Origin of the sequence: Micromonospora sp. WMMD967, assembly GCF_029626165.1 — a bacterium.
Taxonomy (GTDB): domain Bacteria; phylum Actinomycetota; class Actinomycetes; order Mycobacteriales; family Micromonosporaceae; genus Micromonospora; species Micromonospora taraxaci.
The window spans coordinates 3,627,078-3,644,096 of sequence record NZ_JARUBK010000001.1 but is presented as its reverse complement, the minus strand read 5'-3'; the positions used below and the strand labels follow the sequence as shown (position 1 = coordinate 3,644,096).

At 72.4% G+C, this 17,019-nt stretch carries 14 protein-coding genes; 8 read left to right on the top strand and 6 right to left on the bottom strand.

Going from position 1 to position 17,019, the window contains the following annotated elements; genetic code table 11:
* Nucleotides 1–6: 6 nt before the first annotated feature.
* The 3 genes from O7631_RS17015 to O7631_RS17005 all read right to left on the bottom strand — a co-directional run bounded on the left by O7631_RS17015 (nucleotide 7) and on the right by O7631_RS17005 (nucleotide 2,637).
* Entirely contained in the window at nucleotides 7–1,338 is a 1,332-nt protein-coding gene (locus O7631_RS17015) for a hemolysin family protein (RefSeq protein WP_269679820.1), read from the bottom strand.
* 147 nt (nucleotides 1,339–1,485) lie between these two features.
* Complete coding sequence (locus O7631_RS17010; protein WP_278145081.1) at nucleotides 1,486–2,127, bottom strand: hypothetical protein; 642 nt, start codon at nucleotides 2,125–2,127, stop codon at nucleotides 1,486–1,488.
* A gap of 9 nt (nucleotides 2,128–2,136) precedes the next feature.
* Nucleotides 2,137–2,637, bottom strand: coding sequence for a GNAT family N-acetyltransferase (locus tag O7631_RS17005; RefSeq protein ID WP_278145080.1), 501 nt, complete (start codon nucleotides 2,635–2,637; stop codon nucleotides 2,137–2,139).
* 143 nt (nucleotides 2,638–2,780) lie between these two features.
* Between O7631_RS17005 and ppdK the strand changes: the two genes are divergently transcribed.
* From ppdK to O7631_RS16965, 8 genes are all read left to right on the top strand, one after another.
* A complete protein-coding gene (gene ppdK, locus O7631_RS17000) occupies nucleotides 2,781–5,441 on the top strand; it encodes a pyruvate, phosphate dikinase (RefSeq protein WP_278145079.1) in 2,661 nt (886 codons plus the stop codon).
* An 11-nt stretch (nucleotides 5,442–5,452) separates the two neighbouring features.
* The gene (locus O7631_RS16995; protein WP_278145078.1) at nucleotides 5,453–5,896 is read left to right on the top strand and encodes a hypothetical protein; all 444 of its coding nucleotides are present in this window, start codon (nucleotides 5,453–5,455) and stop codon (nucleotides 5,894–5,896) included.
* A gap of 167 nt (nucleotides 5,897–6,063) precedes the next feature.
* Nucleotides 6,064–7,074: a zinc-dependent alcohol dehydrogenase gene (locus O7631_RS16990; RefSeq protein WP_278145077.1), complete on the top strand. Its 1,011-nt coding sequence runs from the start codon at nucleotides 6,064–6,066 to the stop codon at nucleotides 7,072–7,074.
* A gap of 53 nt (nucleotides 7,075–7,127) precedes the next feature.
* Complete coding sequence (gene pflB, locus O7631_RS16985) at nucleotides 7,128–9,371, top strand: formate C-acetyltransferase (protein ID WP_278145076.1); 2,244 nt, start codon at nucleotides 7,128–7,130, stop codon at nucleotides 9,369–9,371.
* A gap of 68 nt (nucleotides 9,372–9,439) precedes the next feature.
* Nucleotides 9,440–10,156: a pyruvate formate-lyase-activating protein gene (pflA, locus tag O7631_RS16980; RefSeq protein ID WP_278145075.1), complete on the top strand. Its 717-nt coding sequence runs from the start codon at nucleotides 9,440–9,442 to the stop codon at nucleotides 10,154–10,156.
* Nucleotides 10,157–10,282: 126 nt separating this feature from the next.
* Nucleotides 10,283–12,868 (top strand): cation-transporting P-type ATPase, encoded by a 2,586-nt coding sequence (locus O7631_RS16975; RefSeq protein WP_278145074.1) that lies wholly within the window; start codon nucleotides 10,283–10,285, stop codon nucleotides 12,866–12,868.
* Nucleotides 12,869–12,964: 96 nt separating this feature from the next.
* On the top strand, nucleotides 12,965–13,846 hold the full coding sequence (locus tag O7631_RS16970; protein WP_278145073.1) for a universal stress protein: 882 nt from the start codon (nucleotides 12,965–12,967) through the stop codon (nucleotides 13,844–13,846).
* A gap of 101 nt (nucleotides 13,847–13,947) precedes the next feature.
* A complete protein-coding gene (locus tag O7631_RS16965; RefSeq protein ID WP_278145072.1) occupies nucleotides 13,948–14,826 on the top strand; it encodes a universal stress protein in 879 nt (292 codons plus the stop codon).
* Here the strand turns inward: O7631_RS16965 and O7631_RS16960 are convergent.
* The 3 genes from O7631_RS16960 to O7631_RS16950 all read right to left on the bottom strand — a co-directional run bounded on the left by O7631_RS16960 (nucleotide 14,819) and on the right by O7631_RS16950 (nucleotide 17,019).
* Complete coding sequence (locus O7631_RS16960; protein WP_278145071.1) at nucleotides 14,819–15,454, bottom strand: FMN reductase; 636 nt, start codon at nucleotides 15,452–15,454, stop codon at nucleotides 14,819–14,821. The genes O7631_RS16965 and O7631_RS16960 overlap by 8 nt on opposite strands.
* Entirely contained in the window at nucleotides 15,451–16,593 is a 1,143-nt protein-coding gene (locus tag O7631_RS16955; RefSeq protein ID WP_269679827.1) for an LLM class flavin-dependent oxidoreductase, read from the bottom strand. Before O7631_RS16955 ends, O7631_RS16960 begins: the two co-directional genes overlap by 4 nt.
* A gap of 150 nt (nucleotides 16,594–16,743) precedes the next feature.
* Nucleotides 16,744–17,019, bottom strand: coding sequence for a ubiquitin-like small modifier protein 1 (locus tag O7631_RS16950; protein WP_145783583.1), 276 nt, complete (start codon nucleotides 17,017–17,019; stop codon nucleotides 16,744–16,746).

Here is a 17,019-nt window from a genome sequence, read left to right as displayed (position 1 = left end):
GTCGGCTCAGCTGCGGGCCTCGTCCAACACCGGCTCCGGGGTCTGCTCGGCGTCGCTGTCGCTGTCGTCGGGTACGCGGCTGAGCCGTACCTCGGTGATCGCCCGGTGGTCGATGCCGGCCACCATCAGGACCCAGCCGTCCAGGGTGACGTCCTCCCCGGCCACGGTGGGGATGTGCCCGAGCCGGGCCAGCACCAGGCCGGCGACCGTGGTGTAGTCCCCGGCCGGCCGCGAGGGCAGCTCGACGCCGATGTCCGGAAGGTCGTGCACCGGGAAGGTGCCGGGCAGCAGCAACGCGCCATCCGGGTCGCGGCGAACCGAGCTCACGTCCCGGTCGGTCTCGTCGTAGATCTCCCCGACGATCTCCTCCAGGATGTCCTCCAGCGTCACGATGCCGTCGACGGCGCCGCGTTCGTCCACGACCAGCGCGATGTGCTGGCGCTCGGCCTTGAACTGGCGCAGCGCGTCCACGACGGGCAGCGAGTCGGGCAGCAGCATGGGAGGCCGGGCGATCTCGTCGACCGGGCGGTCGTCGGGCACTCCCACCAGGTCACGCAGGTGGATCACGCCGGCCGTGTCGTCCAGGCCGCCGTGGCGCACGACCGGCGCCCGGGAGTGCCCGGTGGCGGCCAGCACGAGCCGCGCGGCCTCCGCCGTGGTCCCGCTGTCGAGCGTGAAGACCTGCAACCGGGGTACGAGGACAGCCCGCAACCGCCGATCCGCGATCTCCACCGCGCCCGCGATGATGGTGCGTTGCTCCTTGGTGAAGCCGTGGTTGCCGGCGACGATGTCCCGCAGCTCGTCCGGGCCGATCTCCTCCGGCTCGTGCTTGGGGTTGAGCCCGACCAGGCGGACCACCAGGTCACTGGTCGCGCCGAGGGCCCAGACGGCGGGGCGGGTGAAGGAAGCCAGCAGATCGAGCGGGCGGGCCACCAGCAGCGCCCACCGCTCGGCGGACTGCATGGCGATCCGTTTGGGCGCCAGCTCGCCGAAGACCAGCGTGACGAAGGTCAGCACGAGGGTGACCGCCACGATCGCCACCGTCTCGGCGGCTCCGCCGAACACCCCGAGCAGCGGCACCAGGGGCTTGGCCAGCGAGACCGCCGCAGCGGCGGACGCCAGGAAGCCGGCGAGGGTGATGCCGATCTGGATGGTGGCGAGGAAGCGGTTCGGGTCCTTGGCGAGCCGGGCCAGCACCCGCCCTGCGCGGCTGGTGCGCTCCAACCGCTGGATCTGGCTGTCCCGCAGTGACACCAACGCCATCTCGCTGCCGGCGAAGAGCGCGTTGATCACGATCAGGATTCCGACCAGGGCCAGTTGGCTCCCGTAGCTCTGCACGCCCGGTTCGCTCCCTCTCCGGTGGTGGCACCGGCCGGTACGCGCGGCGCCCCGCCGGTGGGCAAGCCCGCCCGGCGTAGGCGTGTCTTTGCCCCGTCCCGTGCCGGCCGAATCCTGCCGCAGCGAGGGTACGCCGAATCGGCGGCGCTAGGCCGGGCCGGGGGTCGGTGAGGTCGGCAGGTCGAGGACGTACGAGTCGCCCTCCGGGCGGAAGCCCAGCCGGTGGTAGTAGGGGGCGACCATCCGGGGCGGGCTGACCACCCGGTGGAAGCCCCGTTCGGTGAACAGGTGGCTGCGCCGGTAGACGAACTCACCCGGGGTGAAGTCGCGGAACTTCGGGGTCACGTAGTCCAGGTCGATCTGGGCGACGCCGCGCGCCTCGGCGTGCGACAGCACCACCCCGACCACCTCGTCGGCCGTCACCACCAGGAACGCGGACCGCCCCGACGCGTCCGGGTCCCAGTGGAAGCCGGGGTTGAAGCGGGCGATGTCGGCGGCGTGCACCCGCAACGTGTGGGCGAGGAACTGGTCGCCGACGCCGACCTCCACCACCTGGTAGGTCTTCTCGTCGTGACGGGTGGCGAGCATCCCGCGCAGGTACCAGATGTTGATCACCGCGAGCACGATGTTGAGCCCGACCATGGGCCAGACCCCGATCGCGGCGTTGTAGCCGATCAACACGACGCAACCGATGAGGTTGAGCGCGCGCAGCCGCAGGACGCGCGACTGCAACAGGGACCAGACCAGCACCGCGGAGCCGGCCCAGCCGACCAGATCCAACCAGTTCACCCCGCGAGACTAGTGCCCGCCCAGGTCAGCGCCATCGGCGGGCAGCTCCAGCAGCCACTCCTCGACGTCTTCGCCGCGGCCGTTGGCGTACCCCGAATCCTCACCGACCACCGCGAAGCCGCACTTGCGGAGCACCGCGAGGGAGGCGGCGTTGTCCTTGGCGGCGCGGGCGTGCACCGGTCGGGGCAGCTCGCGTAACAGGGCGGTCAGGGCCGCCGTGGCGTGACCCCGGCCCCAGCGCGTCGGGTCGATCCAGTAGCTGACCTCGGTCTGCTCGCCGGCCGGCCAGGCACTCACGTAGCCGACCACCTCGCCGTCGGCCTCGACGGTGCGGACCAGGTTGGCCGGGTTGGTCAGCACCCGGGCCCAGTGCTGGGCAAACTCCCGCCGGTCGGACGGGTCCTTGGGACCGAACGCGGCCATCCGGTTGGCCTCCGGGTCCTGCTGGTGCAGGAAGAACTCGACGAGGTCGTCCTCCAGGACCGGGCGGAGCCGCACTTCGAACGTCATCGGACGAGGGTACGCACTGGCTGTGGCAGTGCGGGACCTCTGGCCCGCGGACCGTACCGTCCGGCCCTGCCGGCACACCCGGACGCATTGGTACCAACAGAGGGAGAGGTCCGTGCGGCAAACGGAATCTGGAGGCCGGAGCCATGCCCAAGTACGTCTACGACTTCATCGAGGGTGACCGGGGCAGGGCCGACCTGCTGGGTGGCAAGGGCGCGAACCTGAGCGAGATGACCCGGCTGGGGTTGCCGGTGCCGCCGGGGTTCACCATCAGCACCGACGCCTGTCGCGCCTACCTGCGCACCGGTGGGCCTCCGGACGGGCTCTTCACCGAGGTCAACGCGCACCTGCGCGACGTGGAGGCGCGCCTGGACCGCCGGCTCGGCGACCCGCACGACCCGCTTCTACTGGCCGTCCGCTCCGGTGGCCGCTACTCGATGCCGGGGATGATGGAGACGGTCCTGGACATCGGGCTCAACGACACCACGGTCGGCGGTCTCGCGGCGCACAGCGGTGACGCCCGGTTCGCCTGGGACTCGTACCGGCGGTTGATCCAGATGTTCGGTCGCACGGTGCACGGGCTGCCGACAGAGGAGTTCGAGCAGGAGTTGGCGGCGCTACGCGCGGCGGCCGGCCCGGCCGGGCCGAACGCCGAGCAGTTGCGCGACCTGGTGGAGACCTACAAAAAGATCTTCGCCGCCCAGGTGGGGCACGAGTTTCCGCAGGCCCCGCACGAGCAGCTCTACCTGGCCATCCGGTCGGTGTTCGAGTCGTGGAACTCCCAGCGGGCGAGGTTGTACCGCCGCCAGGAGCACATCCCGGACGACCTGGGCACGGCGGTCAACGTCATGGCGATGGTCTTCGGCAACCTCGGCCCGAACTCCGGCACCGGGGTGGCGTTCACCCGTGACCCGGCCAGCGGCGCCCCCGGCGTCTACGGCGACTATCTCGCCAACGCTCAGGGTGAGGACGTGGTGGCCGGTATCCGCAACACGGTCGGCCTGCCGGAGCTGGCACGCATCGACCCGCTGAGTTACCACCGACTGCTCGAGATCATGGCGACGTTGGAGCGGCACTACCGGGACCTGTGCGACATCGAGTTCACCATCGAGCGGGGGCGGCTCTGGATGCTGCAGACCCGGGTGGGCAAGCGGACGGCGGCGGCCGCGTTCGTGATCGCCGCGCAACTGGTCGACGAGGGGCTGATCACGCTGGACGAGGCGCTGCACCGGGTCACCGGCGCTCAGCTGGCCCAGCTGATGTTTCCCGCGTTCGACCTGGCCGGCGCACCGCGACCGCTCGCCGTCGGTCTCGGCGCCTCACCCGGGGCCGCGGTGGGGCGCGTCGTCTTCGACTCGGCGGCCGCCGAGGCGGCGGACGGACCGGTGATCCTGGTCCGTCGGGAGACCAACCCGGACGACCTGCCCGGCATGATCGCCGCGGCGGGAGTGCTCACCTCGCGCGGCGGCAAGACCTCGCACGCCGCCGTGGTGGCCCGGGGCATGGGGCGTACCTGCGTCTGCGGGGCGGACGCACTGCGCATCGACACCGAGCGCGGCGAATTCACCGTCGGCGACCAGGTCGTCCGGGCCGGCGATGTGGTCTCGATCGACGGCATTACCGGAAAGGTCTACCTCGGCGAGTTGCCGGTACGGCCCTCGCCGGTCGCCCGCTACCTCGCGGGCGAGCTGGCACCAGAGGCCGACCCGCTGGTCGTGGCGGTGCACCGGTTACTCGGGCACGCCGACGCGGTACGCCGGCTGGGCGTACGCGCCAACGCGGACTCCGGAGCGGACGCCCGGCGGGCCCGACGCCTCGGTGCCAGCGGAATCGGGCTGTGCCGCACCGAGCACATGTTTCTCGGGGCCCGTCGGGAGCTGGTGGAGCGGCTGATCCTGGCCGAGGGCCCGGACGAGGTGACCGCGGCGCTGGAGGCGTTGCTGCCGTTGCAGCGGGCCGACTTCGTGGAGATCCTGACCGCGATGGACGGGCTACCGGTGACCATCCGCCTCATTGACCCGCCACTGCACGAGTTCCTGCCACCGCTGCACGAGCTGACCGCGCGGGTGGCCCGCGCCGAGGCACTCGGCGAGGATCCGGGCCGTGACGGCCGGCTGCTGCGGGCCGTACGCCGAATGCACGAGGCCAACCCGATGCTCGGGCTGCGCGGCGTGCGGCTCGGGCTGGTGATCCCGGGGCTGTTCGCGATGCAGGTCAGGGCGATCGCCGAGGCCGCTGCCCAGCGGATGGGCGAGGGCGGTGACCCTCGCCCGGAGATCATGGTGCCGTTGGTCGGCGACGTGCGGGAACTTCGCGCGGTGCGCGCCGAGATCGAACCGGTCCTTGCCGGGGTGCCCGACGCGCCGGAGATCCCCCTCGGCACGATGATCGAGGTGCCGAGGGCGGCGCTGACCGCCGGGGACATCGCCGGCGCGGCGCACTTCTTCTCCTTCGGCACCAATGACCTGACCCAGACCGCGTGGGCGTTCTCGCGTGACGACGTGGAGGGTTCGTTCTTCGACGCCTACCTGAAGCGGGGGATCTTCGAGCTGTCTCCGTTCGAGCGCATCGACCCTGTCGGCGTGGGCCGCCTGGTCCGGCTGGCCGTCGCCGAGGGTCGGGCGGCCCAACCGAAACTCACCATCGGGGTCTGCGGCGAACACGGCGGCGACCCGGACTCGATCGCGTTCTTCGCCGACGCCGGCGTGGACTACGTCTCCTGCTCGCCGTACCGGGTGCCGATCGCCCGGTTGGCCGCCGGGCAGGCCGCGGTCGACGCCACCACCGGCACGTCCGACTCCCGCTAGGAGGCAGCGCCATGACCGCGATCCTCAACCCCACCGGCGCCGCACCGCTGAGCCCACCCCCGACCCGGCGGGCGCCCGAGCCGACCGCCGCGCCGGTCACCGTGGGACCGGTGCTGGAACTGCCGGGTACACCGGCGTCCGCGCTGGTGCCGGTGGTCCGCGACGGCCGGGCGATGGGGGCGTACGTCCTCTCCGGCGGGCGGGTCCGGTACCGGCCGGTGACCGACCCGGACCGGCTGCTCGCCGCGGCGACCGGCGCGTTCGCGGTCGCGGTGCTCACCGCCGCCGTCGCCGTGGTCGGTCGGCGCAAGCCGCCGGCGATCGGCGCGGTGACGATGGGGCCGGGCGGCTGGGTCAGCCTGCGCGGCGTCCGCGCGCCGGCGCTGCGCCCGGCGGCACCGCGCCCGTGGTGGGCCCGGGTACTGCGGGCCCGCCGGCTGGTCGTCGAGCGTTGACCAGGAGACGATCCGCCGGTCGGGGACGGCTGGCGGATCGTCTCGTCGACGCCCACCGCGCGACGGGCCGTTGGTCCCGGCCGGCGGCGGACCTGCTCCCCTACCTGCGCCGGTACGACGGGACGACGCTGAGGGTGCAAGCGGAGAAACGACCCAGGAGGTCCCCGATGCGCGCAACAGTCGTCACCGCGTTCGACCGTCCACTGGAGATGTTCGACCTGCCCGTGCCGGAGCCGGGCTCCGGCGAGATGCTGGTCCGGATCGAGGCGAGCGGGCTGTGCCACACCGACATCCACGCCGCCCGCGGTGACTGGCCGGTCCGGCCCAACCCACCGTTCGTGCCCGGGCACGAGGGTGTCGGCATCGTGGAACGGGTCGGTCCTGGCGTGACCGAGCACGCCGTCGGCGACCGGGTGGCCCTGCCCTGGCTCGGTTGGGCCTGCGGCACCTGCTCCTACTGCGTGAGCGGCTGGGAGACCCTCTGCGAGGCGCAGCGCAACACCGGCTACAGCATCGACGGCGCGCACGCGGAGTACGCGGTGGCCGCCGCCCGATACGCGGTGCGCGTACCCGACGGTGTCGACCCGGCCGAGGCAGCGCCGCTGACCTGCGCCGGGGTCACCACGTACAAGGCGGTGAAAATGGCCGGCGTACGCCCCGGCGAGCGGGTGGCGATCTTCGGCATCGGCGGTCTCGGTCACCTCGCCCAGCAGTACGCGCAACTCTTCGGCGGCGAGACCGTCGCTGTCGACGTCACCGCCGAGAAGATCGCCCTGGCGACCGCGCTCGGCGCGACGCACACCGTGAACGCCGCGCAGATCGACCCGGTCGACGCGATCACCCGCCTCGGCGGAGCCGACGTGGCGATCGTTCTCGCCGCGAACCCCACGGTCATCGAACAGGCGCACCGCTGCCTGCGCCGCGGCGGGCGGCTGGTTCTGGTGTCCCTGCCGAAGGAGAACACGTTCGCCCTGCCGGTCTTCGAGACGGTACTCAAGGGAATCACTGTGATCGGCTCGATCGTCGGGACCCGAGCCGACCTCGCCGAGGTGTTCCGGTTGCACGCCGCCGGTCGCACCCGGGTGGCCTACGAGATCCGCAAGCTCGATGACATCAACACCGCTGTCGAGGATGTCCTCGCCGGCCGCGTCACCGCCCGTCTGGTTCTCCAGCCGTGACCGCCGTGACCGTTGCCCACCCGTCACCGACGACCGAGCGGTCAGGAGCAGACATGAACAGCGCCGCACCCCTCGCCCCGTGGCGTGGCTTCACCGACGGGACCTGGCAGCACACCATCGACGTCGCCGACTTCGTCCGGGCCAACCACGAGCCGTACACCGGGGACGCCGCGTTCCTCACCGGGGCCACGTGCCGCACGCTGGAGGTCTGGGGCGCACTCGCGACGCTGTTCGCCGAGGAACGCCGCCGAGGGGTCCTCGACGTGGACACCGCCACCCCGTCCACGATCACCGCCCACGCCCCCGGCTGGATCGACCGGGACAGGGAACTCATCGTCGGCCTCCAGACCGACGCGCCGCTGCGCCGGGCCGTCATGCCGGCCGGCGGGCTGCGGTTGGTGGAGAACGCGCTGCGGGCGTACGGGTACCGGCCCGACCCGACGGTGCACCAGATCTTCACCAGCTACCGCAAGACGCACAACGACGCGGTATTCGACGCGTACCCGGCCGACGTGCTGGCCGCACGGCGCTCGCACATCATCACCGGACTGCCCGACGCCTACGGGCGGGGAAGAATCATCGGCGACTACCGCCGGGTGGCGCTGTACGGCGTGGATCGGCTGGTCGCCGAGCGCAGGACGATCAAACAGGCCCTCGACGACCGGCCGTCGACCGACGACGTGATCCGCGACCGGGAGGAGCTGGCCGAGCAGATCCGGGCCCTGGACGAGCTGAAGCTGATGGCCGCGAGCTACGGGCACGACATCTCCGGGCCGGCCACGACCGGCCGGGAGGCGATCCAGTGGTTGTACTTCGCGTACCTGGCCGCCACCAAGGAACAGAATGGCGCGGCGATGTCGCTCGGACGTACCGCCACGTTTCTCGACGTCTACCTGCGGCGGGACCTCGCCGAGGGGCGGCTGACCGAAATGGAGGCCCAGGAGCTGATCGACGATTTCGTGATCAAGCTGCGGATCATCCGGTTCCTGCGCACCCCTGAGTACGACGAACTCTTCTCCGGCGACCCCACCTGGGTCACCGAGACGCTGGGTGGGATGGGCGCGGACGGCCGCCCGCTGGTCACCCGGACCAGCTTCCGGTACCTGCAGACCCTCTACAACCTGGGGCCGGCGCCCGAACCGAACCTGACCGTGCTGTGGTCGCCGCGGCTGCCCGCCGGGTTCAAACGGTTCTGCGCCCAGGTGTCGCTGGACACCAGCGCCATCCAGTACGAGAACGACGAGCTGATCCGTCCGGCGTACGACGACGACACCGCCATCGCCTGCTGTGTGTCGGCGCTGCGGGTCGGCCGGGACATGCAGTTCTTCGGTGCACGGGCCAACCTGGCCAAGGCGCTGCTCTACGCGATCAACGGCGGTCGGGACGAGGTTACCGGCGAGCAGGTCGCCCCGGCGACGCCACCGGTCGGCGACGAGGTCCTCGACTACGACGCGGTGCTGGCCGCGTACGACCGGACGCTGGACTGGCTCGCCGAGACGTACGTGGACGCGCTGAACGTGATCCACCACCAGCACGACCGGTACGCGTACGAGCGGCTGGAGATGGCGCTGCACGACCACCCGGTTCGCCGGTTCATGGCCACCGGCGTCGCCGGCCTGTCCGTGGCGGTCGACAGCCTCGCCGCGATCCGTTACGGCCAGGTCAAGGTGCTGCGCGACGACACCGGGCTCGCGGTCGACTACCTGCTGGAGGGCGAGCCACCCACGTACGGCAACAACGACGACCGGGCCGACTCCATCGCGGTGTGGCTGACCGAGACGTTCGCGGCGAAGCTGCGCCGGCAGCGCACCTACCGCCACGCCGAGCTGACCATGTCGGTGCTCACCATCACCTCGAACGTGGTGTACGGCCGGCACACCGGCAACACCCCGGACGGCCGACGCGCCGGCGAACCGTTCGCGCCGGGGGCGAACCCGATGAACGGGCGCGACACCCACGGCCTGGTCGCGGCCGCACTGTCGGTGGCGAAACTGCCGTACGACGCCGCCCGCGACGGGATCTCGTTGACCGGCACTGTCACTCCCGACGGGTTGGGACGTACCCGGCAGGAGCGGATCGACAACCTGGCCGGGGTGCTCGACGGGTACACCGACGCCGGTGGGTTCCACCTCAACGTCAACGTCCTGGACCGGGCCACCCTCCTCGACGCGATGGCGCACCCGCAGCGCTACCCGCAGCTGACCGTTCGGGTTTCCGGGTACGCGGTGAACTTCGTCCGGCTCACGCCCGAACAGCAACGCGACGTGGTGTCGCGTACCTTCCACGGGTCGCTGTGACCTCGCGGCCGGCACCGCCGTCCGGGCCACACCGGCCCGGGCGGACCGGCGCGCCGACCCTCGGGAGCGTGCACTCCTGGGACGTTTCGGTAGGTGTGGACGGGCCGGGGGTCCGCTTCGTGGCTTTCCTCGCCGGCTGCCCGCTGCGCTGCCGCTACTGCCACAGCCCGGACACCTGGTACCGGCGCAGCGGCCGGACCCGCACCGTCGACGAGATCATGACCGAGGTCGAGCGGTACCGGCGGTTCATCAGTGTCGCCGGCGGCGGTGTGACCCTCAGTGGTGGCGAGCCGCTGCAGCAACCCCGGTTCACCGGCGAGGTGCTGCGCCGCTGCCACGACCTCGGCCTGCACACCGCGCTGGACACCTCGGGATTCCTCGGGGTACGTGCCAACGACGCCCTGCTCGACGCCACCGACCTGGTGCTGCTGGACGTCAAGTCGTGGAATCCGGCGACGTACCGGCGGGTCACCCGGACCGGGTCGGTCACGCCGACCCTGCGTTTCGCCCGTCGGCTGGCCGAGCGGGGCACGCCCATCTGGATCCGGTTCGTGCTCGTACCGGGCCTGACCGACGCGGTGGAGAACGTCGCAGGCGTTGCGGACTTCGTCGCAGGGCTGGCCACCGTGCAGCGGGTCGAGGTGCTGCCCTTCCACCGGCTCGGCGCGCACAAGTACGCCGACCTGGGCCTCGCGTTCCCACTGGCCGGCACCGAGCCGCCCGACACCGGGTTGCTGGCCAGAGTCCGTGGGCAGTTCGCCGAACGAGGGCTGGCCGTCTACTGAGGCGACGAGGGACGTTCGTCCCGAGCCGCACGGGCGCAACGCCTCTGCCCGGCGCGGTCGCACAGCCGCATGGTGGGACGGGACGGCGTGCGGGCGACGCGCCGCGCAGGACGGGGAGGTCACGGGGTGACGACGACCGGAGGACGAGACGGGACACTGGAGGACCCCGTCGACCTGGCCGTACCGGTCGGGCTCGACGCGGCAGAGGCCGCCGCCCGGCTGCGTGCCAGCGGCCCCAACACGGTCACCCCGCCACCCCGCCAACACCTGGCCGTACGGATCCTGCACCAGCTCACCGACCCGCTGGTGGCACTACTGCTTGCCGCGGCGGCCGTCACCACGGTGCTCGGCGACTACCCGGACACCGCGGTGATCGTCCTGGTCGTGCTGGTGAACACCGTCATCGGGGTGGTGCAGGAGGTACGCGCCGACCGCGCGATCGCGGCTCTGGACCGGCTCGCCGCGCCCGCCGCCCGGGTGGTGCGTGACGGCCGGGAACTGGCGGTGCCCGCCGCCGACCTCGTCCCCGGCGATCTGGTCCGCGTCGAGGCCGGCGACATCGTCCCGGCCGACCTGCTGCTGATCGAGGCGAACCGGCTGCACCTGGACGAGTCCGCGCTGACCGGTGAGTCGGTGACAGCGGGGCGTACCCCCGGCGAGGAGGCGCTGGCCGGGACCGTCGTCACCACCGGACGGGCAGCCGGCACCGTGCTCCGCACCGGAGCAGTGAGCGCCCTGGGCCGGATCAGCGCGCTGATGGCCGGCACCCGTCCCACCACCACACCACTGCAGCGCCGGCTGTCCGCCCTGGGCCGGGTCCTCGGGTTGGTGGCGGTGGCCCTGTCCGGGCTCGTGTTCGCCATCGGCGTCGTCGGTGGCCGGCCGGTGGTGGACATGGCGATCACCGCGGTGAGCCTGGTGGTCGCGGCGGTGCCCGAGTCGCTGCCGGCCGTGGTGACGCTGGCCCTCGCGCTCGGCGCCCGCCGGATGGCCGCCGCGCACGCCATCCCGCGCCAACTGCACGCGGTCGAGACACTCGGCTCGGTGACGGTGATCGCCTCCGACAAGACCGGCACCCTCACCGAGGGGCGGATGGCGGTGCAGCAGGTGGTCATGCCCGACGGTGCCCGATATGGAATCACCGGCACCGGGTACGCCCCGTACGGCACTGTGCATCAGGACGGCGCGGCGGTGGCCGTACCGGAAGAGCTGCGCCGACTGGCGCGTGCCGGGCTGCTCTGCAACGACGCCGCCCTGTCGCCGCCGGACGACGAGCGGCCCGACTGGGCTGCGGTCGGTGACCCCCTGGAAGCGGCGCTCGTCGCCTTCGCGGCCCGGTGCGGCCTCGACCCGCAGACCACCCGCGCCGCCTGGCCCCGGGTCGCCGAGCACCCCTTCGACCAGGCGCAACGCCGGATGATCACGGTGCACCGCTCCTGCGACCAGCGTTACCTGGTGGTCTGCAAGGGTGCACCCGAGAGCATCCTCGGCGCGCCGCTGGTCGACGCGACCGCCGAGGAGATCGACGAACTGACCACCACCGCGCGGCGGCTGGCGGCCGAAGGGTTACGGGTGCTCGCCGTCGCGGCCGCCCTGGTGGACCGGATGCCCAACCTCGCCGCACCCACCGGGCTGCGTCCGGTGGGGCTGGTCGCCGTCGGTGACCCGTTGCGCGTCGGCGCCCCGGAGATCGCCGACAGCTTCGACACCGCCGGCGTACGGCTGCTGCTGATCACCGGAGACCACCCGGCCACGGCCGCGGCGATCGGTGGTCAGCTCGGCCTCTGGCGCGTGGGCGACCCCGTCGCCAGCGGCGACGACGACCAGACGGCGCACCCGGACACCCGGGTCTTCGCCCGGACCCAGCCGGAACAGAAGCTCGACATCATCGCCGGCATGCAGGCCCGTGGCGAGGTGGTGGCGATGACCGGTGACGGGGTGAACGACGGCCCCGCGCTTCGGCGCGCCGACATCGGGGTGGCGATGGGTAGTGGCACCGAGGTCGCCCGGCAGGCCGCTGACCTGGTGCTGGTCGACGACGAACTGTCGACGGTGGCCACTGCGATCGGCGGCCGGATCTACGACAACATCCGTCGGTTCCTGCGGTACGCCCTCGCCGGTGGGGTGGCGGAGATCATGGTGATGCTGACCGGCCCGTTGTTCGGGTTGGCCGTACCGCTGCTGCCCGCCCAGATCCTCTGGGTCAACCTGCTGACCCACGGGGTGCCCGGCGTGGCGCTCGGTGCCGAGCCCGCCGAACCCGGCACCCTGCGCCGCCCACCACGCTCGCCCCAGGAGTCGGTGCTCGGTGGCGGGCTGGGTCGGGACGTCCTGGTCACCGGCGCGCTGATCGCCGCCGTGGTGCTCGGCGCCGGCGTGTTCGCCGCACATCGGGGCCTGCCGTGGCAGTCGGTGGTCTTCGTGGTGCTCGGGCTCGCCCAGCTCGGTGTGGCGCTGGCGGTCCGAGCGCCCCGGCTGCCCGGAGCCCGACACGGCAACCCCGGCCTTCTCGTCGCGGTGGCGGCGTCGGCTCTGCTCCAGGTCGGTGGGGTGCTGCTCGCTCCGCTGCGGGAGTTGCTCGGCACCGACCCGCTGGGGCCGGGCGTGCTGCTGGCCTGCGCGGCGGTCAGCGTCGTTCCCGGTCTGGCGCTGCGGTTGGCCCGTCGCCAGTCATCGCTGGCAGCGCCCTGCCGGGACGCTGACGGGGCGTGACGAGTGACGGGACCAACGGCCCCCGACCCCTTGCCGTACGCCCCTGACCGCCGAGACGTCCTCGCAGGAGGATGAGGACGGATGAAGGAGGACGTGATGACCACGAGATCCGGTGCTCCCATTGTGGTGGCGGTGGACGGCTCGACGTCGGCGTTGGAGGCGGTACGGGTCGCCGCGCGGGAGGCCGTGACGCGGGGCCGGCCGCTGCGGGTGGTGCACGCGTTCATCTGGGCGCTGTACGGCGTGTCGCTGGAGCCGGTGCCCGGCGCTCCCGACGACGCAGGGTTCCGACACCAGGCGGAACAGACGGTCGCCGACGCGATGGCCGAGGCCGGCAAGATCGCGCCGGACCTCACCGTCACCGGCTCGGTCATCGACGGTTCGCCCACGCCGGTGCTGTTGGCCGAGGCCCGGGACGCGGCGCTGGTGGTGCTCGGCAGCCGGGGCCTGGGCGGCTTCGGCGGACTGCTGGTCGGCTCGGTGGCGGTGCAGGTCTCCGCCCACGCCGACTGCCCGGTACTCGTCGTCAAGGGCACGGCCCGCGCCGACGGACCGGTCCTGGTCGGCGTCGACGGCTCGGCCCTGTCCACCGAAGCGCTGGGTGTCGCCTTCGAGGAAGCCGCACTGCGGGACACCGGCCTGGTGGTGGTGCACGCCTGGAACATCCCGGTCCCGCCGAGCGCCCTCCTGCCGGTGGCCGACAGTTTCGAAGCGCTCGCCGGCGAGGAGGAGCGGGTGCTGGCAGAGGCGCTCGCTGGTTGGTCCGAGAGGTACCCGGACGTGCCGGTACGGCGCCACATCGCGTACGGCGCGCCGGCGCGGATCCTGGTGGAGGAGTCGTCCCGCGCGCAGCTGACAGTGGTCGGGGCGCGCGGCCGGGGCGTGTTCACCGGCATGCTGCTCGGCTCGGTGAGCCACGCGGTGCTGCACCACTCCCACAGCCCGCTGATGATCGTCCGGCACCGCCGGGACGCCTGAACGCCGTACCCCGTCCGTGCCGGCCGCCTCCCGGCCGGCGCGTTCGGCGGCGCGGCGCGGGTGCACGGTCGACAATGACCTGACCGACCCAGGGAGCGCCAATGAACCGACCCGTCGTGGTGGGCGTGGACGGATCGCCGTCCAGCCTCGTCGCCGCCGAGCACGCGGCCCACGCCGCGCAGCTCCGGTCCCGACCGCTGCACCTGGTGCACGGCTTCCTGCACCCGCTCGGCTACGGCGTGCCGCTCAACCCGTACGACCTCGGGGTGCCGGCCCCCTCCGAGGACGCGCAGAAGATGTTGGAGCGTACGGCGGCCGAGCTGGCCGACAGGTGGCCCGGCCTGGTCGTCGAGGTGCGTCAGGTCGCCGGCGGACCCGGCATCACCATGATCGAGGAGTCCCGCCGGGCCGACCTCGTCGTGGTGGGCAGTCGAGGGCTGGGCGGGTTCGCCGGGCTGCTGCTCGGCTCGGTCGGCTCTCAGGTCGCCGCGCACGCGCACTGCCCGGTGCTGGTGGTCCGCCCGGACGAACAGCCGATCCCGGTGGACGCCCCGGTGCTCGTCGGCGTCGACGGTTCCGAGTCGTCACGCCTCGCCGCGGGCTACGCGGCCGACGAGGCGGCACTACGCGACGTGCCGGTGGTGCTGGTGCACGTCGGCCCGCCCGACGAGGGCCGGACGGGGCCGGAGGAGATCGAGGAGTCGCAGGCCGCCTACCAGGCCGACGCGGTGCGGCTGCTCGCCGACGCCTCCGCCGCGGTCCGTGCCGAACATCCCGACCTGGTGGTGCGGGAGCATCCCGTCCGGGCCGCCGGGGCGGCCCAGGGGCTCATCGAGGCCAGCGGCACCGCGTCGCTGCTGGTCGTGGGCACCCGGGGCCGGGCCGGGTTCACCGGCATGCTGCTTGGCTCGGTCAGCCAGGCGGCGATCCAGCACGCGCACTGCCCGGTGCTGGTCGCCCACCCGTACCCGGTCAGCTGACCGGCGCGCCGTCCCCTCGGCCGAGCATCTGGAGGAAATCGGTGGTGAGGGCGAACGGGTCGGCCGGCCCGCCGGCCGGCGGTCGACGCTCGACCTGGTCGGCCAACTCCCCGGCGGCACGCCGGATCCGACCGCGCAACGCGCCGTCGGCGGTGCCGTCCGCCCAGTCCTCCGGGGCGGCGAAGACCGCGGTCGGGACCACCACCGACCGCAGGTACGCGAACATCGGGCGGACGGCGTGCTCCAGGGCCAGCGAGTGCCGGGCGGTGCCGCCGGTCGCCCCGATCAGCACCGGCCGGTCGACGAGCGACTCGGAGTCCAACACGTCGAAGAAGGACTTGAAGAGCCCGTTGTAGGAGGCGCTGAAGATCGGCGTGACGGCGATGAGGCCGTCCGCTCCGGTCACCCTGTCGACGACCTCGCGCAGCGCCGCCGGCGCGAACCCGGTGAGCATGTTGTTCACCACGTCGTGGGCGTACTCCCGCAGGTCGACGACGTGCAGCTCCACCTCGGCGCCGCGCCGGACCAACTCGTCGCGGGTGGCCGCGGCGAGCTGGTCGGCGAGCAGCCGGGTCGACGAGGGCTGGCTCAGCCCCGCCGAGACCACGGCCAGGTTGCGGCGGGTCATCGGGTCGCCTCCTCCGGGGCCTTGCCCGTGACGTCGTCGACGGCGTGCACGGTGCTGTCCTTGGCACCACCGGCGGCGGCGACCAGCGAGGCGTGGGTGGGCGCCTCCGGCACGTGCGCCGGGCGTCTCGCGGCGAACTCCTTGCGCAGCACCGGCACGACCTCCTCGCCGAGCAGGTCGAGCTGCTCCAGCACCGTCTTCAGGGGGAGGCCCGCGTGGTCCATCAGGAACAGCTGCCGCTGGTAGTCACCGACGTACTCCCGGAAACCCAGGGTGCGGTCGATGACCTGCTGCGGGCTGCCCACCGTCAGCGGCGTCTCCCGGGTGAACTCCTCCAACGACGGCCCGTGCCCGTAGACCGGGGCGTTGTCGAAGTACGGGCGGAACTCCCGGACGGCGTCCTGCGACTTGCGGCGCATGAACACCTGCCCGCCGAGGCCGACGATGGCCTGGTCGGCGGTGCCGTGGCCGTAGTGCGCGTAGCGCTGGCGGTAGAGGCCGACCATCCGCTGGGTGTGCTCCTTGGGCCAGAAGATGTGGTTGGCGAAGAAGCCGTCGCCGTAGTACGCCGCCTGCTCAGCGATCTCCGGGCTGCGGATCGAGCCGTGCCAGACGAACGGGGGCACCCCGTCGAGCGGGCGCGGCGTCGAGGTGAACGACTGCAACGGCGTGCGGTACTTGCCCTTCCAGTCGACCACGTCCTCGCGCCACAGCCGGTGCAGCAGGTCGTAGTTCTCGATGGCGAGGGGGATGCCGGCGCGGATGTCCTTGCCGAACCACGGGTAGACCGGGCCGGTGTTGCCGCGGCCCATCATGAGATCCACCCGACCGCCGGACAGGTGCTGGAGCATCGCGTAGTCCTCGGCGATCTTCACCGGGTCGTTGGTGGTGATCAGCGTGGTCGCGGTGGAGAGCAGCAGACGCTCGGTCCGTGCGGCGATGTAACCCATCATGGTGGTCGGGGACGACGGCACGAACGGCGGGTTGTGGTGCTCGCCGGTGGCGAAGACGTCCAGGCCGACCTCCTCGGCCTTGAGCGCGATGGCGACCATCGCCTTGATCCGCTCATGCTCGGTCGGCTCCCGACCGGTGGTCGGGTCGACCGTGACGTCGCCGACGGTGAAGACTCCGAACTGCATGACCAGCTCCTTGCGTGGTGAACCGGGTCATTCGTTGTGCCCGGACGCAGCTGTCAACTTATTTGACGAGTCAACTATTCCGTCAGCGGGTCGATCCGATGTGGCGCCGGTCACCTCCAGAGACGGATCCCGGTCGGCCGGGGGCCTCGCTCAGCCGCCCGCGACCGATGGCAACACCTGCACCTCGGCGTCGTCGCCGACCGGCGTGGCGAGACCACCGGAGTGCCGGCAGTCTTCCCCGTCGACGAAGACGTTGACGTAACGGCGCAGCTCACCCCGCTCGTCACGGATCCGCCGGGACAGCCGCGGATGGTGGGCGGCCAGCTCGTCGAGGACCGCCCGGAGGGTCCCGGTGGCGGCGACGCTCAGCCGACTGGCACCGCCGGCCTCACCCCGCAGCGGACCGGGCAGCAGCACGGTGACCAC

Coding starts and splice junctions, on each gene's coding strand:
- O7631_RS17005 (WP_278145080.1), bottom strand. CDS start 2,637: ATGACGTTCGAAGTGCGGCTCCGCCCGGTCCTGGAGGACGACCTCGTC.
- ppdK (WP_278145079.1), top strand. CDS start 2,781: ATGCCCAAGTACGTCTACGACTTCATCGAGGGTGACCGGGGCAGGGCC.
- O7631_RS16995 (WP_278145078.1), top strand. CDS start 5,453: ATGACCGCGATCCTCAACCCCACCGGCGCCGCACCGCTGAGCCCACCC.
- O7631_RS16990 (WP_278145077.1), top strand. CDS start 6,064: ATGCGCGCAACAGTCGTCACCGCGTTCGACCGTCCACTGGAGATGTTC.
- pflB (WP_278145076.1), top strand. CDS start 7,128: ATGAACAGCGCCGCACCCCTCGCCCCGTGGCGTGGCTTCACCGACGGG.
- O7631_RS16970 (WP_278145073.1), top strand. CDS start 12,965: ATGACCACGAGATCCGGTGCTCCCATTGTGGTGGCGGTGGACGGCTCG.
- O7631_RS16965 (WP_278145072.1), top strand. CDS start 13,948: ATGAACCGACCCGTCGTGGTGGGCGTGGACGGATCGCCGTCCAGCCTC.
- O7631_RS16960 (WP_278145071.1), bottom strand. CDS start 15,454: ATGACCCGCCGCAACCTGGCCGTGGTCTCGGCGGGGCTGAGCCAGCCC.
- O7631_RS16955 (WP_269679827.1), bottom strand. CDS start 16,593: ATGCAGTTCGGAGTCTTCACCGTCGGCGACGTCACGGTCGACCCGACC.